This window comes from Ktedonosporobacter rubrisoli (genome assembly GCF_004208415.1).
Taxonomy (GTDB): Bacteria; Chloroflexota; Ktedonobacteria; order Ktedonobacterales; family Ktedonobacteraceae; genus Ktedonosporobacter; species Ktedonosporobacter rubrisoli.
Genome location: NZ_CP035758.1, coordinates 170225 through 193150 on the forward strand (window position 1 = coordinate 170225; position 22926 = coordinate 193150).

Genomic DNA, 22926 nt, shown 5'->3' on the forward strand with positions numbered 1-22926 from the left:
CTATGCAACACGATGTCATGGAAGTAATGAGCGATGTAACCACAGAGACAGTTATCTCTCTGGAAAATGTCTCTGTGCAGTTGGCAGGCAAAGCTATTCTTAGAGAGATTAATTTCTCGGTTCGCGAAGGGGAGTTCATTGCCATTCTCGGCCCAAATGGGGCAGGCAAAAGCACGTTGCTCAAGTTGCTGCTCGGCCTCATCAAACCCAGCTCCGGTACAATTGAAATCTTACAGCGTCCACCACGTCGCGGCAACCAAGCGATTGGCTATGCTCCTCAGCACCGCGTGCTCGAAGCCGATCTGGCCCTTCGCGCGCGGGACGTCGTTGGTTTCGGCCTTGACGGTCACCGCTGGGGCCCTGGCTGGCCGAGCCGCAAGCGCGATGCTCAGATAGAACAAGCTCTGCAAGAAGTAGACGCCCTACGCTTTGCCAACGAGCCGGTAGGTCAGCTCTCGGGAGGCGAGCAGCAGCGTCTGCTTATTGCCCAGGCACTTTTGAGCAATCCGCGTCTCCTCTTGCTTGATGAGCCTCTAGCCAGCCTGGATATTTCGCACGGCCAAGAAATCGTTACTCTGGTTGAGCGTGTATGCCGCACGCGCAAAGTCGCGGTCCTGCTGGTTACGCATGATATCAATCCTCTCTTGCCTGTTGTTGATAGGGTCATCTATATAGCACATGGACACAGCGCGATTGGCACACCCGAGGAAGTGATTACTAGTGAGACGCTCAGCAAGCTCTATGGCTCGCCAGTCGAGGTGGTTCGCGCCCTCAATCGCCTCTTTGTGGTCGGCGCCGAAATGTAGCCAGCTTCTCTCGGCCCGCGCGAAAGGGTGGCGTGTTGGAATGAGCGGCGGCTCCTCTCAAAGGAAAAGTATGGCACTGAACATTTATAAGGAAGTCAGGTATGTTTGATATATTACGTTATCCTTTCATGCAGAATGCGCTGCTGGCAGGGGGCTTTGTCGCGCTCATAGCTCCTCTCATCGGCTATTTTCTGATCATACGGGGCCTGACGTTTGCTGGCCATGCTCTGCCCAATATTGGTTTTGCCGGCGCCGCCGGGGCGGTTCTGTTGCAGGTGGACCCAGTTTTTGGGCTGTTCGCCTTTACGATTAGCGCCGGAGTTGGTATCGCTCTTTTAGGCAAGCAAGTACGCGAGCGCGATATCTCTATAGGCATCCTCATGACCTTTGCGCTCGGCCTGGGCCTGATGTTTCTCTCGCTCTATTCGGGCTATGCGCAGCGCGTCTATAGCATTTTGTTTGGCACGATTCTGGGTATCAGCTACGCAGATGTCTTGATTACCGCGCTGGTCAGCATACTTATCCTGCTGCTCATGCTAATACTCTTTCGACCATTGCTCTTTAGTTCACTTGATCCCGCTTTAGCGCTGGCCCGAGGCGTACCTGTTCAGTTCTTAAGCGTCATTTTTCTTACGCTGGTAGCCATTACCATCTCGGTGGCCATCCAGGTAATTGGTGCGCTTCTCGTGTTCGTGCTGCTCATTGGCCCCGCAGCAACCGCGATCAGGCTGGCTCATCGCCCGCTGTGGACCATTCTCATTGCTACAGCACTGAGTATTAGCTATACAGTTCTGGGCATTGTGCTGGCCGGACTCAATGGCTTCTGGCCGGTAAGTTTTTATATAGCGACTATCTCATTTTGCGTTTATTTACCCGTACGGCTCCTGACGGGCTGGAGATCGAAAAACTACAGACGGGGACCTTCGTCACTCCAGCCTGATCAAGCAGAGTCATCGCTAGATCAGGCGGCGGTACAGACGGCAAGTCACATACATGGCACGACACATTAAAGGATGATGGCATGTTATCGCTCTTTCACTATGAATTTGTGCAGAACGCTTTTCTGGGGGCAACAATCGTTGCCATTGTGGCCTCTCTAGTAGGCTATTTTGTGGTACTTCGTGCTCAAGCATTTGCTGCCGAGGCCTTAACCGACATAGGCTTTGCAGGAGCCACGGGAGCCGCTATTCTCGGCTTTGGGGCGTTGATTGGCATGCTGATCTTGTCGTTGCTCTCAGCGCTGGGGATGGGTGCGCTAGGGGAGCGCATGCGAGGTAGGGATATCGAGATTGGAATGGTGCTCTCCTTTGCTCTGGGCCTTGGCGTTTTGTTTCTAAGCCTCTATACGCAAAATAGCGCCACCCATGCCTCCGCCGGTATTGGCATCCTCTTCGGTTCTATCTTTAGCATAACGCGGCAAGATATCTTGATTACTTTGCTCTGCGGCATACTTATTCTGTTAGTGCTGGCGCTCATTTTCCGTCCGCTCCTGTTTGCTTCGATTGATCCAGAAATAGCTCGGACTCGGGGTGTGCCGGTAAGATTACTCTCTGTACTATTCCTGCTCATCCTCGCCGCTACTGCCGCCGAATCGGTCCTCGTCGTTGGCGTCCTGCTTGTCTCAGCACTGCTTATCGCGCCAGCGGCAACCGCCGAGCGCCTTACTCATCGGCCCCTCACCTCGCTTATTCTTTCAGTTTGTCTAAGCCTGGGCATCACCTGGAGCGGCCTTCTCCTATCCTTTGCGGGAACAGGGCGACATTTGCCGGCCGGCTTCTATATCTCAGCACTGGCCGCGCTCAGCTATTTCGCTGCAGTTCTGTTCAGCCGGAAGCGTTTAAGGCGCCGTGCACAACGTTCGCTGCCAGCATAGAGCATTAGCACAAGAGCCGATCAAATACGATAACCTATACAATGCAGCAAGCGCCAAAGAGCTTTCTCATCTATATCTATCGCGAGCAGGTCCTCCTTGAAACGCTAGCATAGCGTAACACGTGTGAAAGGTAGTCCACGAGAGGAGGATGCACTCTATTGCCACTATCTACCTTACAAAAAGCCTGGAAATCATCTCAAGGCGATCGCTTCTTTTCGCTCGCTAGAAGCAGCCAGCAACATAGCCGATTCTCCAAATACTACTTACTTTTGCTCGCGGGTCTTCAACTTACCATTTTTAGCTGGCTGGTCGCCTGGGTACGTAAACAGCCTCATACCAAGATTGATAACAGTATATTCCAGCGCTTCTCACATTTGCGCCCAACATTCCGGCGCCAGTCAATATCAGTCCTTAGCCAGATTATAGGTGAGCCAATCTGGCTCAATATCTCTGTCATTCCACTTGTTGCCCTGGCCTGGAAAAAACAGCTTCGTCGGGAAGCTATCTTTATGGCTGCCACATCCACACTTACCGCACTGATCAGAAGCTCGCTGCGCTCGCTAATAAAACGGCCACGCCCCGAGAATCAGCAAAAGCTAGCCCAGCAACACAAGGAAAAGCACGGCTTCCCAAGCGGGCATGTTACCACTGCTGTGACGTTCTGGGGTTGGGTCTTCGTCATAGGCCGAGCGCTCACAGCGAAACAAAGCGCCTCAAGGCGTATCATACTCTACCTCCCTTGGGGAGCGATTGCTGCCATAGGCCCCATGCGCATCTACATCGGCAAGCACTGGGCAAGTGATGTAGTAGGCGGCTATCTGTTAGGAGGTGGCAGCCTTTGCCTTTCGCTAGGGCTCTATAAACTGCTCAGGAAATAGAACTAGATGTAAAGGCTCACATCAACTAGCAGATTGCATGCATATCCCTAATGCGCCCCGCATACCGTAGAAAGTCAAGTTTTTCACCCTTTTTCTGCTCATCAAGAGAAACAGATCTTACAAATTAGAGGTTCGAACCATTATCGGCGCCACCTCCTGAAGTAGCGCTACTGCCTTGATTCAAGGGCTTCTGCTTACCAATAGTGTTTTCAGTACTCCTCTCAACAGCGAGGGGAGTATCAACCCCTCCTCCAGTTGCCTCACTACTTGCGTCATAGACAGACCCATCGCTGATTCCTCCGCCTGTATCGCTCGTCGAAGGCAACGGTTGCTGCACTGCATCATTAGAAGCTTGCTCGGCAGCCCTCCTCAGTTCAAATGATCTATTTGCCGGGGTCTGAGCATCTTGCTCCCTTGTTTTTTCGTAGTTCTTTTGCCCATCTTTCATAATGCTCACCTTTTCCTGGGATTATTGATTTCCTTTTTTCCACTCTATTTCACGCGCTCTCACTCAAACATGTTTCATAAATACATGGTAAATGCCCTCCAATGTAAACACTTGCCCTTCAATATGAGCACTGGGACAGAATTTCCTAGAAAAACTGCTTCCCGTGAGGTATACTGTTTCTCAAATGTGTAAATTGCGTTCCTCATCGAGAGGTTGACGAGCCGATGAGAATGCGCGAGAAGATCAAAACGGCTGGCCGGAGCGCGATCCTGGCGGTGGTGGCTCCAAAGAATGATGAGGATGAACAGGCCCTGGAATACCAACTCTTCGCAGCGCTTGGGGTGCAGTCGAAAGGGCATTGGCGCACCCGAAAGCCCCGCCTCATGGGACACCTTCACCAATCGGGGACGCAGTGTCTCGTGATGGACGATGCACATGATCTCTCGCTCAAGCACCTGATGTTCCTCAAGGAACTGATAGACCAGGGGCACTTACAGTATGACCATCCGTTTGGTGTGTGCCTGGTCGCTGCCGGGCGAGGAAACACGATTCCCTTGAAAGAATATTTTGATCAGCCAAAGACCACGTGGCAGCAATTCTTCCGCCGCCTCGACCAACTCGAACCCTACTGCCGGATAGAAGGACACACCAGCGAAGAAGTACGAGAGATCTTGGCGGCATTGGAAAAGGTCTACACGCCCGTCCTCCCACAACTCAACTTGCTCCGCAGTGGAAGTTCCATCTACACGTGGCTCCCACAACCAGTCCGTGTGGAGTGTCCTGGCCGTGGGAGAGTATGCACCCTTTCTCCTCGCGGTGGAGTCCTGCATTTCAAGTCTCACGACAAACGCAAAATGACCACTCCCAATACCGGCCAGCGGTGGGCCAAGGGAGAGAGGGAAATGATGATTGCCATCATTTTGATTGAGATGAAAAGGAGTAAAGGATACAATGACGCAAGATTCGCAAGCGATTGCGGCTGAATATCGAGGATATGCAGAAGCATTTCAAGACCAAAGCGTGGTAGAAGCATACCAGTGTCGCCCTCCCTATCCTGATTCGACGTTTGATATCCTGACACAGCTTCTTCCCCCTCACTGCACCGCTATTCTTGATGTGGGTTGTGGCCGCGGTGAACTCGCCCGTCACCTCGCCCAGCGAGTTGAGCGAGTTGATGCCGTGGACGTTTCGCCTGCCATGATCGAACAGGGGAAAAAACTCCCTTCTGGGAATCATCCTCATTTGCGTTGGGTGCAGGGTCGTATCGAAGAAGTGCAACTCCAGCCCCCCTATGCGCTTGTGACAGCAGGGGCAAGCTTACATTGGATGGATTGGAAGATTGTTATGCCGCGCTTTGCCGAACTGCTGCTAGAAGGAGCATACTTGGCTGAGGTGGGAACTGCAATGATCCCGAGTCCGTGGACATTGCTTGGAGAGATGCTTTCCCGTTATCGGACGGATCGGTATATTACTCAGCCACATGACGTACGGGAACAGCACCTTTTTCAAGTTGTGGGAAAACGGGCGACGGAAACAATTTTATTCGTCCAATCAGTTGATGATGTGGTTGAGTCCTACCATTCACGCGTCGGTTTCTCCCGAGAGCGTATGGGTTCTGTCCAAGCAGCAGCTTTCGATCAGGAGGCAAAGGAGACCCTCCTCAAGACATACCCCAGCGGCATGGTTCCTTTCCAACTGCGTGGTCATGTCGTCTGGGGCTTTCCGAAAAAGAAAGAGTAGCTCCTCTTTTCTCAACCGGCAGAGATGCGGCACCGCCAGAATATCGAGGGAGATCCTGGCTCTCCACATGTCTTTCTGGAAGGAAGGATGCCAATTGACAACGTATTGATGGGCGAAGCGAGATGGGAAGCGATTTCTTACGCATTCAATGATTGAGATACTCACTCTTCGCACGTATGACCAACATCAAAGGGTGTAGATCTCGTCGTTATTTCCATTCTTCTCTGCTGATATCCCAAATGTGAAGAGCTTTGCTCAAAGTAACTCGCATGAGTGCTCATGGCAGAGGGCAAATGCTCACTTGGAGGCTCTGTCCCACTTGTGGTGCCTGATGAGCTTCTCTCGTTTCCCATGCGTGTTTCCCAAGCTCAGAAATGGGTCCTCTTTCCCTACTCGTGAAGAGCTTATCACCACAAGTGGGCCAGACTCACAGAGCGAGCAAATTTACAGGTCAGATCCGTTGCACTATCCTCGCTCTGGTGCCCAGGATGATCTCATTCTCCGGCTCAAGTCGATCAGCCTCTTCGATTGCTTCCAACGCTTCTCGATAGCGTTGTCGCGCTTCCAATAGCTCAGCCTTGCTCCAATAGAGAAGGGAACTCTGCGGCCAGCTCTCAAATCCTTCCTCTAGCACTTTCCATGCTTCTTTGGGACGCTGCAGGTCGTTGAGCCCTTGCATGGTTCTCCTGATGATGCCTGGCGAAAGGTAATTCCCTGCGATGGCCTGGTCATAGTCGATCAAAACGTCTATCTCACGTACTGGCAGGCGCAAGATCTCTTCCGGGGTGAAGAGGCGACACAAGCTCGTCCGGGGCAAATTCTCTTCTAAGAATTGGCGCGCCTCGCTTTCACGCCCAAGGGCATACAGGCTCTGCGCCAGTCGTGGGAAGATCAGGGGACGCTGGAACCCCAGTACGAGCGCCCGCTCGAAGTCTGGCAGCGCCTGGGCATAACGCTGCATATTAAAAAACACTACTCCTCGTTCATAGAAGACCAGTGCCCACTCCGGGCTTTTCTCTAGCACGGCTGTGTAAGTCCGCAACGCCTCTTCTTTCCGTTCCAGCATGTCCAGCGTATTGCCCTTTGCTAGTAAAATCCCGGCATGAGGCATGTTTTGGGGAATAGCCATGTTCAGAGCCCGCTCAAAAGCCTCCAGGGCCTGCTCGTGCTCTCCCAGGGAGAAAAGCGCTAATCCTTTTTGATAATACAGTTCGATGTGCATTGCTGCAAGCTCGCTCTCTGTTGTGAGCCGCAGGGCTTCGTTGAGGGCCAGCAAGGCCTGGGTATATCGCTGCATTCCATTGAAGGCTTTCCCCGCAGAGAAATGTACTTGTGCTCGCATGGCCGTCTGCTCGGTGGTCAGAAAGGCGATGGCACGCCCAAACCAGAAGAGCGCCATCCCTGGCTCGTTGCCCTCTGAAAGTCCATATTCAAGATAGGTCTGGGCCACTCTTTCGCCATAGTCTGGCTGGCCCGGATGATTGAACATATACTCAACCATTGCCATGCTTCTGACGACAGGATCGCTCGCGGCCATCCCATTGAGTCCCGGTGGACATTCCTCAAACCAGTCTTCTCGCTCCTCTTCCGCGAGCCAGGCGGGATAGCTATAGGGTGGCCCCTGTTCCTCTCCCCTTTCTGTTTCGTTCCTTGTCCCATGTGGCTGCATGTTTTCTACCACGAAAAAATCCCTTTCCTGAATTTTGTTTTCGCTGAAATTGGCCTATGGCCCCTCTCTCGCCTGCATTATGTGCGTAGAAAGCTTGTCACGACCCTTGTCTGCTCATTCTACTCTATCTCCTCTGAGGGCTACTGTGATCTTTTTCACATCTCTCGGACTCTTCCTCGCCTTCCAGGTGGAAATTTGCTCGCTCTGTGGCTCTGTCCCACTTGTGGTGCCTGATGAGCTTCTCTCGTTTCCCATGCGTGTTTCCCAAGCTCAGAAATGGGTCCTCTTTCCCTACTCGTGAAGAGCTTATCACCACAAGTGGGCCAGACTCATTTGGAAGGGCATCTACCAATACAAACCGAGACTCCGCAGATCACACGGCAACTTATCTCTATGTTTCAAACAATCTGCAATGCCTGGGGAGCTTCAGCATACAAGGCCGCCATGATTGCCATATGCGCTTTCAAACCAATGATTTATAATAGAGATGCATATAAAGCAACGAGAGTTCCCTTAATTGGAGAGGTTTATATATGTCAATCTTGATACGCGATGCTGTTCCTGATGATAACGAGGCCGCACGTAGTGTACAGAAGCAGACATGGTTAGCAACTTATCCCAATGAAGAGTTGGGCATTAGTAGAGAAGATATCGCCGCACATTTTACGAATATTTCCCCCGAAGCTCGCAGGCGTCGCGAGTTACGCAAATATCGCATTAATACTGATCCTCTAACCCATCTCTGGGTTGCCTGTAAGGAAGACAAGATTATCGGCTTCTGTCTGGCAACAAAGGAAGATGGCATTCATCTGGTCCAGGCCCTTTATGTCTTACCCGAATATCAGGGTCAGGGCGCCGGCAAGCGGCTATTGCAGGCGGCGCTAGATTGGCTAGGTACTGAACATACAGTTGTGCTGAACGTGGCAAGCTACAATGAACGAGCCATAGCCTTCTATAGACATTTCGGCTTTGTCATAACTGACAATCCACCACAAGCCATCGTCCATCCTTTGCCTTCCGGCGCTGTAATTCCAGAGCTAGAGATGATACGAGCAGGCAAGCAAGAATAGTTTTGCCCACCTGCTCGCTCTAACGGCTTATACCAGGATAGAGTGATTATACTAACAGGGCTTTTGGGCCGTCACCTTATCGGCCTTGACAAGCCTGGCTCCAAGTAAGCCTGCCAGGCCAGCAATAAGCAACGCGGGCACACAGGTGTAGATAAGAGCCATCCCTAGCTCATAGCCTGCTCGGGCTTGCAGAAAGTGCTGACCGTGAGTTGGGTCGATCACAGTAGCTACAATACCTATCAAGGGTGAGGAGAATGCTTCTCCCAGCAAGGTGGCTATTAGCGAAAACGTGGCCAGCGCAGAGGCTCGCTGGGCTGTCGGCACAATTTCCTGGACGACGGCCAATACAACACCTTCGAATACATTGAGTAACAACGAAACCAGGAAACGAAGTGCGCTGGAAATGACCAGATCATGACCATTTAGCCCGATCAGGATTGAGCCTACCATACATGGTATACTCAGCAGGAAGGCAATCCCTCCGATCAGCAGTCCCGCACCACTCCAGCGTCGGCTACACAGTTCGGTAGTATAGCCACCCAGAAGAGTACCTGCTATCCCTGCACTAGCCCCGACCAGGCCACTTACGAGCCCCGCATCAGCCGAACTTAACCCAAAGAGATCACTTTGTTGCAGGAGCGTGGGCAAATAGATGCCTGTACTGTACAGCACAAACCATGCGCCACCTTGCATGATGATTACTATGAGCAGGCTCTTGATGCGCAATAAACTGAGCCAACCTGTCAAGAAGCTGCACAGGCTCTCTACTAATGACGTGCGCTCTCTTACTTGCTTATGCTGTGGCACGCCCTCCGTGCTCTGCCCGGTATCCGCAGGCTCACGAATGCGCCATATTAGCCCAGCTAGCGCTAGCCCAATCACACCAGTTAGCAGGAATGCCCAACGCCAGCGGCCCTCCCCTCCCAACGCACCGCCCAATATGGTACCTAGCATAAAGCCAAGCAGAGAAGCAATTGACCACCAGCTCAACATTCGCATGCTTCTGGACTGTCCAAAAAAATCGCTAATGAGCACTTCGCTGGCCGGACCATAACCCGCCTCGCCAATGCCTCCTATGACGCGCCAGAAGAAAAGAGTTCCGAGGCTCCATGTTAGTCCTGTTGCAATCGCAGAAAGGCCCCAGATGGCAACACAGAGCGCAATGATATTTCTTCGCGCTGTCCGATCGGCCCACATTCCCAGTGGAATGATGCCAAATGTTGAAAAAATCAGATAGGCTGAAGCTAGATAGCCAATACCTTCAATGCCAAAGTGCAGTTCTCTGGCAATATTATTTGCTGCGCCAGCCAGCAGATAGCGATCAAAGTAGTAAAAAAAGTTGATACAGAACAATAGAGCAAAAATATAGTAGGCATAGCTATTACCTAACTTATCTTCACGCCTGGCTCCCGACAGAGATGCTATTTTCGGTGCGTCGCCCTCATGATGCATATTAATTTTTCCCTTCTTCAGAAGCCTCTGCTTCTAGCAATGCAAACCAATCGACGGCAAAAATCACCCTGACGGTGCAATCGCGGGACGGCATAGAACAACGCCAGGAAGGTCGAAAGAAGCTGTATTGCTCCTGCTTGGAAAGGATTGGAGGGGCGCGGGCAGCACAAATTACGCCAGCACATGCAGGCGTACAAGAACACACACTATATCCGGCAAAGCCCTGCTTATACAACAGAGCTAGTCAGGCACATTTAGCGGCTCATATGGCTCACTTGAGCAAATTCATATTTTTCCTGCGACTAATGAAAAATATCCCACACAAGAATATACCATTTTATCGGCTCTCTAGCTCCTGAACGCTTTAGCAAACGTTCTATAGACAAAGTATATACATTTTTTGCAGAGTTAAACAGATTTTTATACGTAGCAGAAGATTTTGCTAGCTGAGGTATACTTTAAGTAAGGATGCTGGTTGGTAGCGCAGATAGGGCAAAGAAGGCAGACAAAGTGCGCCAGCCCCTATCTCTTAGCATCAGCCCAGTCCTGCTATCTGGTTGTAATGTAGGGAGGTATATCTCGTGTATAGAGCAAAAAAATTAATCGGTGTTCTCTTGTGTGCTGTTGGCCTATTCTGTCTCCTTGGAGGTTTTCACTTAACCGCACATGCCGCCCCCGCAACGCCTGCCCCATCACTTAAGCATCAGGTCATGATGCCCCAAACGAGCTGCGGGTCCGATGAGGCCGAAGTGGATGCTAAATATGGCGACACATGCCTTGGATCGGGTTCCTTACAACTTCTTTTTTATGTTTCAAGGATTTGTAATAACTTCAGCGACACTAACGTCTATTTCCAGATTGCTAATACCAATCAGCCGGCGGTAACTATACGGCCGGGAACATGCCAAGGCTTCAATGGTATACATGGGATCGTTTACGTTTCTTGAGCTTAGAGGGCGGCCATTTGTGTCGCCCTTCCACAGCTTTAGTGCTGTTCGAATCCAGCGTTTCCGGTTTAGTCGATCCTCATTTTCTCCAATTGGTACCTCGTCGCACGCTCGGTCGTATGCCCATTCCTTAGTTATGATATACTCAATGATGTCACCTTTTTATCAAAGGTTGCTTATTTTGGGGCAAGAAGGAGTGCATACCTCTCTCAAAAGGTTATTTAATAAGTACAGCAATTCTTCCTTGCTCTTCTTTAATGAGGGAAAGATATGACTGATAATCCAGATGTACCAGCCAATTCACCACAATATGAAGGCTATATTGTTGATGCAGAAAATGCAGCAGAGATGGCTCGTCTGATGCGACAAGAGCACTTGCTCACGCGTATGATGGGTGGACCGCTGCCGGAGATAGCTGATCTCTCCCAGATTACACAGGTACTCGATGTCGCTTGTGGAACTGGTGGCTGGCTCTTTGATCTGGTTGCCCACTATCCGCGCATGCGAGGGGTAGGCATTGACAATAGCATACTAATGATGAACTACGCTAGCTACCTGGTAAAAGAGATAGAGAACCCTCCTGATCTTCAATTTCAAGTAATGGACGCCACCCAGCCCCTCTCCTTCGCTGACAGTACTTTTGATCTCGTTAACGGGCGCTTGCTCACTGGTTTTCTCACTAAAGAGCTCTGGTCCTCTCTACTTAAAGAATGCGCTCGTATCACACGGAAAGGGGGGATTATACGCCTGACAGATGCAGAATGGAACTTTACCACCAGTCCTGCCCTCAGCACTTATAAGCATTTGTGCACCCAGGCGGTATACCGCGCTGGTCATAGTTTTTCTCCCCATGGCGATACCTTCGGTACCACCCCAGTTCTGCGCCTCCTCCTTCAGCAGGCTGGCTACCAGAACATCGAGCTGCGCCCATATGTTATCGATGCCTCAGCAGGAACCGAGGCTCATGCAGGAACTGTTCAAAACTATCTTGTCTTCTATAAGCTGCTGCAGCCGTTCTTGCTGCAGATGCAGGTAGCCTCTCAAGAGGATTTGGATCGCACCTTCGCTCAGATGGAGGAGGAAGTGCAGGCAAAGGATTTCTGTTGCCTCGACTATTATCTCACGGTTTGGGGATACAAGTTCTAAGCATGCTTCTGCCTATCCTGCAGTCTGGGAAGCATAACCAACCTGGCATTTCTCTCTCAGACATGTGAGACATTGAATGCTCACGTGTCTGATCTCGCTTTCAGACCCTTTAACCTTTGCTGAGGGTTAGCCCTGGCTGGGAGCACCAGAAAGGGCGCAAAAATAGTCCTTGATCTGCCCAAAAGTCCTATTCCTTGCTTTAAGCGGTTTCGAACGCGAATTTCTTTCGTTCCCACTTTTGGGGGGATGAGTATGTCACAACAAGATCACGAGGAATCTTTACAACGGCAAGCCGAGGCAAATGAGGATCTTTCTCTTCTCGGCAACCAATCCGGAGGATCTTCTTTAGCAGAAGATCTAGAGATAAACACAAATGAGACTGACGAGCTTGCACAACCTCAGCCGGTCTCGCTAGATTTCCGTATTGCTATATCTCTATTCTCTATCGTCTTGCTCGCCTTGATAAGCGCTGTAAACCTCTTCATGGCTCGCCTGGTAACCTCCAGGTTCCTGGATGTGGCACTATCCCATAGCCAGGTCAAGCGCTTCTGGCTCTTTGCTCTGCTGCCTGTAGTGCTATCTATTGTTCTTTCGATAGCCGCATCATGGCTCAATTATTATTTCTATCGTAAAGGAAATCCTCCTGTCACCAGGGAAGGAAAGCTTGCCGAAAGGCGGCCTCTCACGACGGGGCAGCGCATGCCTTTGCTCCTCTTTTCGGTCATCCTTTTCGTTCTAACGCTCTTAAGCCTGTACTTCTACATACGCTTCGATGACAAACGCGGCATTTTTCTGATTGCGACCAGCCTTCTCTGCGCCATCACGCTTAATGGGGCCTCTTTCTGGATCAATAAACTGCTGACCCGCCGTTAGAAACCCAACAAGTTCGTTAGCAATGAGCTGGCCACTGGCAAGTAGCATATAGAAAATATGGGCCATCGCGTGATGGCCCACCAACCAGATTTTATGCATACGTCTTACGAAAGACACTTTTGCGGCTGATCTTATCACCAACAAACTCAAATACGTCACATCCATGCTGGGGAATAACGCGCCCCTCAGCATCTGTATAGTCATAACGCCACTCAGAAAGACCCTTGTCACCATGGACAAAGGTCAGGCCAATCTGTAATTCTCCATCGCCATCGTCAGCCAACACTTCTATAAACTTCTTTCGTATCGCTTCCTTACCCACATAGGTTTGGCCTGGCTCAGGACCAGTGGAGGTCTCATAGATGCACTCTTCTGCGATGAAGGACATCACTGCTTCTATATCCTGACGTATCCAGGCTTTGATGAACTCGCGCAAACGTTCTTCGGACATTAACGAACTCCTTTGTTACGACATCTTAGACTCTATACGCGATAATATATGAAAAGTAGAAGTAAGGTTAGTGCCACTAGCGGCGGATTTTCATAAGGCCACTTTTCATGCAGAAAGTCGCTATGGCTCCGCCTCTCAGCAAGAGAAAGAAGTTGTGAGCAGCCAGGGCTTCTATATGGCCTCTAAAGATCTGCTGAGAGAAATAATATAAAAACGCGGTTCGATACTGTCACTCTTCTCAGCTATATTCTTCATGATAGGGGAAGCAGGCGGGCTCTACTTCATAATACAGGATAGTAAAATATTCGAAGGCATATCAACGAGCTCTGAGCATGAGTAGCGCCTATACTCGCATTTTGTTACAATCAGAATAGGAGGAACATTTCATGAGTATCCAACCTTTTACTATAGCTATTCCCCCTGAAATCCTCAGCGATTTGCAAAGCCGCCTGGGTCAAACCCGCTGGCCCGATCAACTGGAAGGTGCGGGTTGGGACTATGGAACAAATCTAGAATATCTCAGGGAACTGGTGGACTACTGGCAGCATAAGTATGACTGGAGGGTCCAGGAAGCCTGGCTCAATCAATTTGCCAACTTCCGCGCCAACATCGATGGCCTGGGTATCCACTTCATTCATGAGAAAGGAAAAGGTCCAGATTCGCTACCAATCATCATTACGCATGGTTGGCCCAGCACTTTCTTTGAGATGCTTAAGCTTGTTCCGCTACTCACCGATCCAGCGCGTTATGGTGGCGATCCTGCCGATGCCTTCGATGTTGTTGTCCCATCCTTGCCAGGCTTCGGATTTTCCGACCGTCCAGCTTCGCGCGGCTGGCAACTTTCCCATACTGCAGAGCTATGGGCACGCCTGATGGCTGATGAGCTTGGCTACAAACAGTTCGCCGCCGCCGGTGGTGACTTCGGGAGTGGAGTCACGCGGCTACTGGCCCTCGCGCATCCCAATCTGCTCATAGGCATTCACCTTACCTACCTTGGTTTCCCAACTCTGCACGCTGACCGCTCTAACCTCACAGCAGCTGAACAGCAGTATTTGCAAGCGGTGCAACAATGGATGATGCGCGAAGGCGGCTATGCCATGATTCACTCAACGAAGCCGCAAACGCTCGCCTATGGCCTGAATGATTCGCCGGTTGGCCTGGCTGGCTGGATTGTGGAAAAGTTTCAGTCACTCAGCGATTGCGATGGCGAGCTTGAGCGTAGTTTTAGCAAAGATGAGCTGCTGAACAACATAATGATTTATTGGGTCACCGAGACACTTAACTCCTCGATCCGCACATATTACGAGAATGTTCATCTGCCGCCGCCGCTACAAGCAGGAGAGCGCATTAAAGTTCCCGCCGGGGTTGCACTCTTTCCAAAGGAAGCTAACCGTCCGCCTCGCGAATGGGGAGAGCGCAGCCTGCAGATCGAGCGCTGGACAGAGATGCCGCGGGGCGGGCATTTTGCAGCTCTGGAAGAGCCTGAACTGCTCGCCGAGGAGATGCGCACTTTCTTCCGCCCGCTCCGCAACAGATGAGTTACTCCCCTTCGCCAAGGAGGAAAGCCGCTCTATAAATCCTCAGTTTCCCTTCCCTCTTCTGGGAACTGAGGAACTCCTCGGCCTGGCAGAATTCGTGGATTACGAAAATGGCCTTAAGCAAGCCACCGGGCCAAAGTGTAAGCGCTCAGATAGCGAGCGTAGGATTGCCGACCGCGATATATGTAATAGGTATAGTAGCCGGTACTCTGGAGCGCAGCCAATCGGCTAGATAGCGCATACCATCCTCCTCGCTTTTTGCATGGCCGAGAATTACCAGCGCTTTGTTATATCCCAGCGCATTGGCATCGCGTACATATTCGCAGGTCTGCCATTCAATAGTCTCTCCGCATAAGAGCACGTCGACATCCAACTTTTGAAATACCTCGATCTGCCGCGTTCCACCTGCCGCCCCAACCATCAGACCCAGGCGCTGGCAAGATTGCTGTGGATTGCCAACAATGCGAACAGTTGGCATAGCCAGCTTCTCTTTCAGGTGAGCAACCAGGGTCTCCAGGGTCATTTCAGGAATAATTGCAAGCACCCGCTGATCAGGCTGATAGTACTGCTCCCAGCCAAGTTGGCGCAGCAGGCCGGTAATGATCCCATCTGGTCTCTGCATATGCCAGTAATCATGGTAGCGCCAGATAGCCAGCTGATTTTGTTCCAGAAAGTCTCGTTTGCGCTGATAAACAGGGTCATCTCCTAGCCAGTCAGTATGGTCACGATGATCATAGAAAGTTGGCTCATGGGTAATAATCAGGTTAGCACCCAGTTGGACAGCCTGGCGCAAGACATCCATCGTCGCGGTAAAAGTTGTGACGATCCCCGTAACTGGTTGCGCTGGATCGCCGCACTTCACAGTGTCAACAGAGTCAACCCGAGGAGCTCCTGGCACCGCTTCGATCATGCTGTCTATAATATCCTGAATCGTTGTAGACATAGCCCTTTCTCCTTTTCTTAAATTATTTATGTCAGCGACCCTCCCTATCACTTAATCCCACTGGCCACACGCGTCTGCGACATAAAAAGCTTTTCCTGCCTCTAGCCCTATAAATAATCCATGACAACCTTGTCTTCCCCGACATTATAAGCTACAGCATACCACCACTCCGCAGCTCTGGCCCTCTCGTTAATTATGAAAACTATCAACACTAAACCGACAGAGATTTAGGCTTGATAAAGCCGCGCCCCCTCAGATCTCGGCGCTTACGCCGGTGAGTCTGGCGCTAACTTCCCACAAATGCCGCTGTAATTCGCGATCGTATGAGAGCGTTGAAGATGAACGCTCCTTGCAGTTCTCAAAATACTTCCCGCTGACGCCTTCCACGGCGGGAGAAGTTGCCAGATAGAGTGAGGTACGTGCACCCTGCTCAGCGCTGACCCCGAAGAGCCTGGAGATGCCACTAAGGAAATGGAGAAAAGAGGGTAACGGTTGGGCCCAGATATTCGTAGCCACCACCCCGGGATGCAGGCAATTAGCCGTAACTTCCGTCCCTTCCAGGCGGCGGGCTAGCTCATAGGTAAAGAGAATCATAGCCAGCTTGGAATTCGCATAAGCTTGCATGATGCTATACTTTTCATGCTCAAAGCGGAAATCGCTAAGATCGATATGGCCATTCAGATGAGCTGCCGAGCTAACATTTATGATGCGTGCTGGTGTGCTCGCCTTAAGCCTATCCAGCAACAGATTGGTGAGCAGAAACGCGGAAAAATAATTAACGGCATAGGTTTTCTCAATATTATCGACGCTCAATTGCCGCTGCAAGAAAACGCCGCCGGCATTATTCACCAGCCCATGAAGGTGCTCATATTTTTGCTTAAATTGCGCGACAAGTCGCCGCACCTCTTCCAGAGAAGAAAGATCGGCAAGTAGAAGATCGACGGCTGTATTGCCGCTCAAGCGCTGAATCTCGTGCTGAGCCGCCTCTCCGCGTGCCTTATCGCGACAAACCATCACAACAGTTGCACCATCCCGGGCCAGGCCCAGCGCAGTTTCCTTCCCAATGCCAGAGTTAGCGCCTGTCACCATAACGATCTGACCATGCATTATACGTAAATCCTCCATTTTCTCTCTTATGCAGGATTGCTATTTCCATATAATTATAGTCCAGGATCTCGCATAAGTCTCAAAATACAAGCTATCCTACTATCACAGAGTCGACGACTAAATGCCTGAATCTACACCTCTTGATCAGCTTCGTCCTCGCGTCGCGCAAGCTCCTCTTCATGGGTTTGAGCCCAATCGATAAATGAATCTAGGGTTGGAAGCAGGGATTGCGCAAGCGCGGTCAGGGCATATTCGACGCGTGGGGGCAGCGTTGGATATACAGTTCGCGTCAGGAAGCGTTGCTTCTCCAATTTCTGTAAGGTCTGGCTGAGCATCTTATGCGAGATGCCACGCACATCGCGCTTCAACTGGTTATAGTGCCTGGGCCCACTTACCAGGGCAACGATCACAGGCATAGTCCATTTATCGGCAATCAGGTCAAGCAAACGCGCTGATGGACAGCGTACACCTCTTGCCACGCGTGGACAAGCATTTTCAAACCACTTTCCTATCTTCAAGGTACTCACCTCCAGGTAAGTGATGCACAAAAAAGTGCGTTCTTGTAGAAGATTATTTCCTCTCTTATAGTTAGCAGCATAGCACAAATGAGCTAGTAGAGAGAGGAGAAGCAATGAATCCTTATCCCCATATTCTTGTTATCTTTGGCAGTACACGACAAGGGCGCCGAGGCGAAGTTGTGACCAACTGGCTTAAGGAGCGCCTCGCCACTTGTACAGATATCACCTTTGAGTTTGTTGATCTGCGCAATGTCTCCCTTCCATTTTTTGATTCCCCTTCCCTTCCTATTTATGGCCATCTAGCCCCCGAAGCTGTGTCCTGGGCAGCTCAGGTCGAGCGAGCTGACGGCTTCATTTTTGTGACCCCTGAATATAATTATGGTTATCCAGCGGTACTCAAAAACGCCATTGATCACCTCTATCACCAATGGGCGCACAAACCTGCGGCTATCGTCAACTATGGTGGCTTCGCTTCTGGCTATCGAGCTGCTGAACAGTTGCGCCAGGTATTCATTGAGCTGAAAATGGTTCCTATCCGCGAGCAAATTGGCATCTCTATGGTCCCTGGTATGGTTCCCAGCATCGCCGATGGCCCGGATTCAGTCAGTGCCGCATTTCTTGATCGAGCCTTCAAAGGAATGATGAAAGAGCTGCTCTGGTGGGCTACGACCCTCGCTCCGGCCCGCCTGGCTGAGCAATAATATAAAGGCTGACAGGCCTTTAAAAAGCTCTATGCAGTTGGAAACTACCTTTGCACGTGGGCCTGATCAAGCGTCCTGGTTCTTACTATCTTCAGTATGCAGGGCATCGAAACGCGCTTGCGCTACGATGACTTGCTCATAGTTATCAACAACCCATTGCTCAAAGGGAAGGACCAGGACGCTCAATGTCTCCCCTAGAGGAGTCAGGCTGTACTCCACCCTTGGTGGCACCTCCGAATAGCTCTTGCGGGTAACGATGCCCGAACGCTCCAAATCCCGTAATGTCTGGGTAAGCATTTTCTGCGAAATTCCCTGCACGGAACGCATAATCGAACCGGTACGCTGCGGCCCCGCTTTGAGTAGGCAGAGGATCAAGAGAGACCATTTTCCGCCGATTAGCTCAAGAATCTCTCGCGAGGGGCAGTTAGCCGAAAATGGTTGAGGCTTATCTGCTTTTATCATTTGACTTTTAAGTATCATGCTGATCTCCAGATTAGTTATTCCCTATCCATCTCCCAATTATTACCAAAAGGTGCGTACTTGTCAATTGGTAACATTAGCTTTAGACTGGCTCTCATGCAGGCAGCTTGGCTTACTCCTTCAAGCACGCATTGGAGAAGATCTTGCATTTCGGCTGCGGCATCAATTACACATTTATGAAACCTTGCTAGGAGATAGCTACCTATGACTACGCAAAAAACTGCTATTGTAACCGGCGCATCGAGCGGGATCGGGCTCGGTCTGACCCATGCTCTACTTCAAAAGGGATATGCTGTCGTTGCCACCTCGCGCCATATTAGCACTGCGGGAACGCTTAGCACATCTGAACAATTAGCCATTGTTGAAGGCGATATTGCCCTTGAAGCAACGGCAAGGCGCCTTGTAGAGACTGCGATGCAGCGCTTTGGCCGCATCGATCTCCTCGTCAACAACGCCGGCATCTTTATCGGCAAGCCCTTTACTGATTATACTGTTGCAGATTTCGAGAAGCTTATAGCGACTAATCTCTTCGGCTTTCTCTATCTCACTCAGCAGGCTATTCGCCAGATGCTGCCCCAAAAATCCGGTCATGTTGTCAACATTACTGCGACTCTGGCGGATCAGCCAATTGCGGGCTTACCGTCTGCCGCCCTTATTCTCACAAAAGGTGGCTTGAATGCCGCAACAAAAGCCCTTGCGCTCGAATATGCCAGGTCAGGCATTCGCGTGAATGCGATAGCTCCGGGGACCATCGACACACCGCTCTCACAAAACACAGATCGTGAAGTTCTGAAGCAGTTGCAACCTATGCCTCGTATTGGGGATGTCTCGGAAATCGCCGATGCAGTTCTCTATCTGACCAATGCACCCTTTATTACGGGCGAAGTCTTGCATATTGATGGAGGAGCACACGCAGGCAAATGGTAATAGCTTGCCACTTTAGGCAAACAATGATGATGAGGAAAAAGCTATTCAACGGGTGAAAAACCTGGTAAATATACTGAATGGTAGGCTGATCTGGAAGATGGTGGGAGAGAGTACTATGCCTCAAAGTGCACGCCAAATGGAAAACTAACGCACTCAATACCGAACCGAGGGTGGGTCAAGGGGAAAGGCAAAGCTGAATAAAAAGTTCCGAAGACACCTTGACATGCTGCTAAGAGTGTCGTATAGTTGGACTGAAGGTTCGTTCCAATTGGAAAGTAGAGCGTGTGATGAGCAGTAAACGTGACCAGATCATTCTGGCGACTCGCGACCTTGTTTTTGAGCAGGGATTACAGGATGTGGCCATGTCCCAGATTGCGCAGCGGGCGCAGGTCGGAATGGGGACCATCTATAACTATTTTCCCAGCAAAGAAGACCTCGTGTTTTGCCTGTTTAGCGAGATAAAAGCCGCCATGAGTCTCCATGTTCTTGACGGCTATGACGCAACGCAACCGGTTGTTGACCGGGTTTTATACCTGCTGGGCGGCATGGTTCGGTACGGCATTGGGCATCCGCGCGAATTCCTCCTCATGAACCAACTGGCGCTGGTTCCTTTTATCCATGAGCGGGCCAAAGGCGATGTACCGGCGCTGGTCTCGGCCTTCAAGCAAGTGCTCATCGATGCCACACAGCAGCACTTGCTCAAGGCGATGGCGCCCGGTGTAATATTGGCGCTGCTCTCTGGGGCCATGAATGCGCTGGTCGAAGCACACATGAGGCAGCAAATTCACCTGGATCAGGCCACCATTGAGCAGGCGATGTCAGCTTGTTGGGATGCCATTAAACGCTAATTTTTTTTTGCCAAGTGTTTGGAATGAATATTCATTCCATTATTAAGATTGAACATAGGAAAGGCGAAGCCGTATGACAACACCGTAGGCAGAAAAACATGTGCCAGATCTCTTTGAGGTAAGCTAGCCATCCTCATTAGAACGCAAAAGATATATGTTCAAATTTGACAATTTCTCAATAAATCAAGGTGAAGCATGAAAGCAATTGTCCTTCATGAGTATGGCCCCGCGTCAATACTCACATACGAAGACGTTGAAGACCCCAAACCCGCCGAAGGCGAGGTGCTTGTGCGCGTCTCGGCCACCAGCATCAACCCGGCTGATTGGATGATACGCTCTGGCGCAGTCAAGGACATTCTTCCGGTAGAGTTTCCCTATATCCTCGGCTGCGACTTAGCTGGCACCATTTGCGAGATAGGCAAGGGGGTTACCGGTTTCGAACCTGGCGACCGCGTTATGGCTGTGGCACTGCATACCTATGCCGAACTGTGCGTCGTCAACACCGCCGAACTCGTCAAAATTCCCGCAGGCCTGGAGATGACCACTGCGGCCGCGCTTCCTCTAGTCAACGTCACTGGCGATTCGCTGATACGGCTTGGTACTAACGTCCAACCTGGTCAGACCGTCCTCATCACAGGGGCTTTGGGTTCCGTTGGTCGCTCAGCTGTCTTCGCGGCATCCCAGATCGGGGCTCGGGTCATCGCTGGCGTGCGGGGCAAACGACTTGACGCTGCCCGGCAACTTCCTGGCGTGGAAGAGGCCATCGCCATCGATGATGACGCAGAGATTGACAAACTCGCTCCTCTCGATTGCGTGGCCGATATCGTTGGTGGGGAGCTCGCTGACAAGTTACTTGCCAGGGTCAAGGAAGGTGGCACCTTTGCTTGCTTCCCCAAGCGCAACCCACAAAACGCCGCACTTTATCCTACCGTCCATATCACTACCATTTTTGGGCAAGTCGCTGACACAACCCGGGCTGCGCAGATCTTGCATTATGCCGAGGCGGTACGCGACGGCAAGTTGACGATCCCCATCGAGCGCATTATGCCGCTCGCCGCTGCCGCCGAAGCCCAGAAAATCGCCGAAAAGGGGGGCGTTGCCAAGATCATTCTCGCCGTCTGAACACACGCGATCAGGTTATATGCTTAAGTCCAAAGGCAATTGTAGGGCTCAGGCGTATAACCTGAGCCCGCGCTTTAGACCGCCACAGCCTGGTAGTCCTTAAGCGTGATAGCGTTAGCAGCTTGTTGAACTCCCTCGGCAAATTTTTTTGCAATCACGCCCTTCCACGGCATATATGATAGTGTTCGCAGCATCGTATACATAAGCCAGAGCTGCGCCTGGGACTGCGGAATCATGCTCTTGCTTCCACTAATCGCGAATTGCTGGTTCGCGGCAACAAAGCTGCGCATGATATTCTCATAGCGCGTGAAGGCTACACGATAATCGCCAGCCGCTTCGGCTAATTCTCCGGCCAGAACATAGGCTCCCACCAGCGCCAGACCTGTTCCCTGACCTGAAGCTGGCGAGGCACAATAAGCTGCATCGCCCAGCAGCGCTATCCGCTCACTTGACCAGTGCGGCATCTGGATCAAGCTTATGGCATCAAAGTAGAAGTCTGGAGCAGCCCAGACGCTTTCGAGCAAGCGGGGAGTATACCACCCATCAGCAGCAAACTTATCGACAAGGATTTGCTTTTGCGCTCGGCTATCTCGATAATCGTATTGTAGCAGCGGGGAATTGAAGAAAAAGATGCACTTGGCCTCAGCATCCTTCCTTGTGCTATAGACACAAACTGACTTTTTTGCCATGCCATAATAGATCTCCTGGCGATCTAGCTGCAGGAAGTTTGGCACAGTGCAGAAGGAGATATAGCCGCCCAGGTGACGTATAAATTGCGACTCATCTCCGAAAGTAAGCTCACGTACGCGCGAATGCAGCCCGTCAGCGCCTATCACCAGATCAAAGTGACGCGACGAGCCGTTTGCAAAGTTTACCTGGACACCATCTTCCCTTTGCTCCATGGAGGCGATGGAATCGCCAAAAATGTATTCGGTCGTGTCGCGAGTTCGCTCATAGAGAATATGAGCAAGATCACCGCGCATAATCTCGTCATCACGTCCTATTCGCCCACCCATAAAGTCGGCTGGCAAGGTCGCAATCGGCTTATTGGCTCTATTTACAAAGGTCGATTCCCGCATATCGGTGCTTGCCCGCTGAATATTATCCATGATTCCCATGCGGTCGGCTACTTCAACCGCTACTCCCCGAATATCTATTTTGTAGCCGCCCTCGCGCAAGGCCGGAGCCCGCTCAACGATGGTTGGATGAAAGCCATGTTGATGAAGCCAATAGGCTAGCGCCGGTCCGGCAATACTCGCGCCCGAGATGAGAACTGTCTGATTTTCATTACTCCCATATTTCATTGCTTTTCCTTTTCTATAGCTTCTCTCGAAGCTCTGAAATAACTACTTTTCTGCTCTGTTTCAGTTGCTGAAAGCTTTTGATATT

Annotated in this window: 23 protein-coding genes; 14 read left to right on the forward strand and 9 right to left on the reverse strand. The window is 51.0% G+C overall.

The window, feature by feature from the left end:
* Nucleotides 1-2: 2 nt before the first annotated feature.
* The 4 genes from EPA93_RS00795 (at nt 3) to EPA93_RS00810 (ending at nt 3557) form a co-directional block, all read left to right on the forward strand.
* The gene (locus EPA93_RS00795) at nt 3-806 is read left to right on the forward strand and encodes a metal ABC transporter ATP-binding protein (RefSeq protein WP_242527299.1); all 804 of its coding nucleotides are present in this window, start codon (nt 3-5) and stop codon (nt 804-806) included.
* A gap of 101 nt (nt 807-907) precedes the next feature.
* Nucleotides 908-1816 carry a metal ABC transporter permease gene (locus EPA93_RS00800; protein ID WP_129885205.1) on the forward strand — a complete coding sequence of 303 codons (909 nt, stop codon included), beginning with the start codon at nt 908-910 and terminating at the stop codon, nt 1814-1816.
* A gap of 11 nt (nt 1817-1827) precedes the next feature.
* Nucleotides 1828-2679 (forward strand): metal ABC transporter permease, encoded by an 852-nt coding sequence (locus tag EPA93_RS00805; RefSeq protein ID WP_129885206.1) that lies wholly within the window; start codon nt 1828-1830, stop codon nt 2677-2679.
* Nucleotides 2680-2837: 158 nt separating this feature from the next.
* On the forward strand, nt 2838-3557 hold the full coding sequence (locus tag EPA93_RS00810; RefSeq protein ID WP_129885207.1) for a phosphatase PAP2 family protein: 720 nt from the start codon (nt 2838-2840) through the stop codon (nt 3555-3557).
* Nucleotides 3558-3681: 124 nt separating this feature from the next.
* Here EPA93_RS00810 and EPA93_RS00815 read toward each other — a convergent pair whose 3' ends face one another.
* Nucleotides 3682-4005, reverse strand: coding sequence for a hypothetical protein (locus EPA93_RS00815; protein WP_129885208.1), 324 nt, complete (start codon nt 4003-4005; stop codon nt 3682-3684).
* A 230-nt stretch (nt 4006-4235) separates the two neighbouring features.
* Between EPA93_RS00815 and EPA93_RS00820 the strand changes: the two genes are divergently transcribed.
* Nucleotides 4236-4988, forward strand: a complete 753-nt coding sequence (locus EPA93_RS00820) for an AAA family ATPase (protein WP_207229403.1) — start codon at nt 4236-4238, stop codon at nt 4986-4988.
* Nucleotides 4957-5745: a class I SAM-dependent methyltransferase gene (locus EPA93_RS00825; protein ID WP_129885209.1), complete on the forward strand. Its 789-nt coding sequence runs from the start codon at nt 4957-4959 to the stop codon at nt 5743-5745. The genes EPA93_RS00820 and EPA93_RS00825 overlap by 32 nt, the downstream gene beginning before the upstream one ends.
* Before the next feature lie 451 nt (nt 5746-6196).
* Here the strand turns inward: EPA93_RS00825 and EPA93_RS00830 are convergent, their stop codons facing one another.
* Nucleotides 6197-7426: a tetratricopeptide repeat protein gene (locus EPA93_RS00830; protein ID WP_129885210.1), complete on the reverse strand. Its 1230-nt coding sequence runs from the start codon at nt 7424-7426 to the stop codon at nt 6197-6199.
* A 521-nt stretch (nt 7427-7947) separates the two neighbouring features.
* On the opposite strand from EPA93_RS00830, the gene EPA93_RS00835 reads away from it, so the two are divergent.
* Nucleotides 7948-8484, forward strand: a complete 537-nt coding sequence (locus EPA93_RS00835; protein WP_129885211.1) for a GNAT family N-acetyltransferase — start codon at nt 7948-7950, stop codon at nt 8482-8484.
* Nucleotides 8485-8535: 51 nt separating this feature from the next.
* On the opposite strand, the gene EPA93_RS00840 is transcribed toward EPA93_RS00835, so the two are convergent.
* Entirely contained in the window at nt 8536-9936 is a 1401-nt protein-coding gene (locus tag EPA93_RS00840) for a spinster family MFS transporter (protein ID WP_129885212.1), read from the reverse strand.
* Between the two features lie 1217 nt (nt 9937-11153).
* On the opposite strand from EPA93_RS00840, the gene EPA93_RS00845 reads away from it, so the two are divergent.
* Together EPA93_RS00845 and EPA93_RS00850 are read left to right on the forward strand one after the other, a co-directional pair.
* Nucleotides 11154-12029 (forward strand): class I SAM-dependent methyltransferase, encoded by an 876-nt coding sequence (locus EPA93_RS00845; protein WP_129885213.1) that lies wholly within the window; start codon nt 11154-11156, stop codon nt 12027-12029.
* A gap of 252 nt (nt 12030-12281) precedes the next feature.
* Nucleotides 12282-12902, forward strand: coding sequence for a hypothetical protein (locus EPA93_RS00850; RefSeq protein ID WP_129885214.1), 621 nt, complete (start codon nt 12282-12284; stop codon nt 12900-12902).
* A gap of 91 nt (nt 12903-12993) precedes the next feature.
* Here the strand turns inward: EPA93_RS00850 and EPA93_RS00855 are convergent, their stop codons facing one another.
* Nucleotides 12994-13353, reverse strand: a complete 360-nt coding sequence (locus EPA93_RS00855) for a nuclear transport factor 2 family protein (protein WP_129885215.1) — start codon at nt 13351-13353, stop codon at nt 12994-12996.
* Between the two features lie 386 nt (nt 13354-13739).
* Between EPA93_RS00855 and EPA93_RS00860 the strand changes: the two genes are divergently transcribed.
* Nucleotides 13740-14891 (forward strand): epoxide hydrolase family protein, encoded by a 1152-nt coding sequence (locus EPA93_RS00860; protein WP_129885216.1) that lies wholly within the window; start codon nt 13740-13742, stop codon nt 14889-14891.
* 148 nt (nt 14892-15039) lie between these two features.
* On the opposite strand, the gene EPA93_RS00865 is transcribed toward EPA93_RS00860, so the two are convergent.
* From EPA93_RS00865 to EPA93_RS00875, 3 genes are all read right to left on the reverse strand, one after another.
* Nucleotides 15040-15834 (reverse strand): Nif3-like dinuclear metal center hexameric protein, encoded by a 795-nt coding sequence (locus tag EPA93_RS00865; RefSeq protein WP_129885217.1) that lies wholly within the window; start codon nt 15832-15834, stop codon nt 15040-15042.
* 252 nt (nt 15835-16086) lie between these two features.
* A complete protein-coding gene (locus EPA93_RS00870; RefSeq protein WP_129885218.1) occupies nt 16087-16941 on the reverse strand; it encodes an SDR family oxidoreductase in 855 nt (284 codons plus the stop codon).
* A 131-nt stretch (nt 16942-17072) separates the two neighbouring features.
* Nucleotides 17073-17459, reverse strand: a complete 387-nt coding sequence (locus tag EPA93_RS00875; protein ID WP_242527300.1) for a winged helix-turn-helix transcriptional regulator — start codon at nt 17457-17459, stop codon at nt 17073-17075.
* A 113-nt stretch (nt 17460-17572) separates the two neighbouring features.
* Here EPA93_RS00875 and EPA93_RS00880 point away from each other — a divergent pair, with 113 nt between their 5' ends.
* Nucleotides 17573-18160, forward strand: coding sequence for an NADPH-dependent FMN reductase (locus EPA93_RS00880; protein ID WP_129885219.1), 588 nt, complete (start codon nt 17573-17575; stop codon nt 18158-18160).
* Nucleotides 18161-18226: 66 nt separating this feature from the next.
* Here the strand turns inward: EPA93_RS00880 and EPA93_RS00885 are convergent, their stop codons facing one another.
* On the reverse strand, nt 18227-18640 hold the full coding sequence (locus EPA93_RS00885) for a winged helix-turn-helix transcriptional regulator (RefSeq protein WP_207229405.1): 414 nt from the start codon (nt 18638-18640) through the stop codon (nt 18227-18229).
* A 204-nt stretch (nt 18641-18844) separates the two neighbouring features.
* On the opposite strand from EPA93_RS00885, the gene EPA93_RS00890 reads away from it, so the two are divergent.
* From EPA93_RS00890 to EPA93_RS00900, 3 genes are all read left to right on the forward strand, one after another.
* A complete protein-coding gene (locus EPA93_RS00890) occupies nt 18845-19567 on the forward strand; it encodes an SDR family NAD(P)-dependent oxidoreductase (protein WP_129885220.1) in 723 nt (240 codons plus the stop codon).
* Nucleotides 19568-19854: 287 nt separating this feature from the next.
* Nucleotides 19855-20415 carry a TetR/AcrR family transcriptional regulator gene (locus EPA93_RS00895; protein WP_129885221.1) on the forward strand — a complete coding sequence of 187 codons (561 nt, stop codon included), beginning with the start codon at nt 19855-19857 and terminating at the stop codon, nt 20413-20415.
* Between the two features lie 195 nt (nt 20416-20610).
* Entirely contained in the window at nt 20611-21537 is a 927-nt protein-coding gene (locus EPA93_RS00900) for an NADP-dependent oxidoreductase (protein ID WP_129885222.1), read from the forward strand.
* 74 nt (nt 21538-21611) lie between these two features.
* On the opposite strand, the gene EPA93_RS00905 is transcribed toward EPA93_RS00900, so the two are convergent.
* Nucleotides 21612-22841 (reverse strand): FAD-dependent monooxygenase, encoded by a 1230-nt coding sequence (locus tag EPA93_RS00905; RefSeq protein WP_129885223.1) that lies wholly within the window; start codon nt 22839-22841, stop codon nt 21612-21614.
* Nucleotides 22842-22926: the final 85 nt, after the last annotated feature.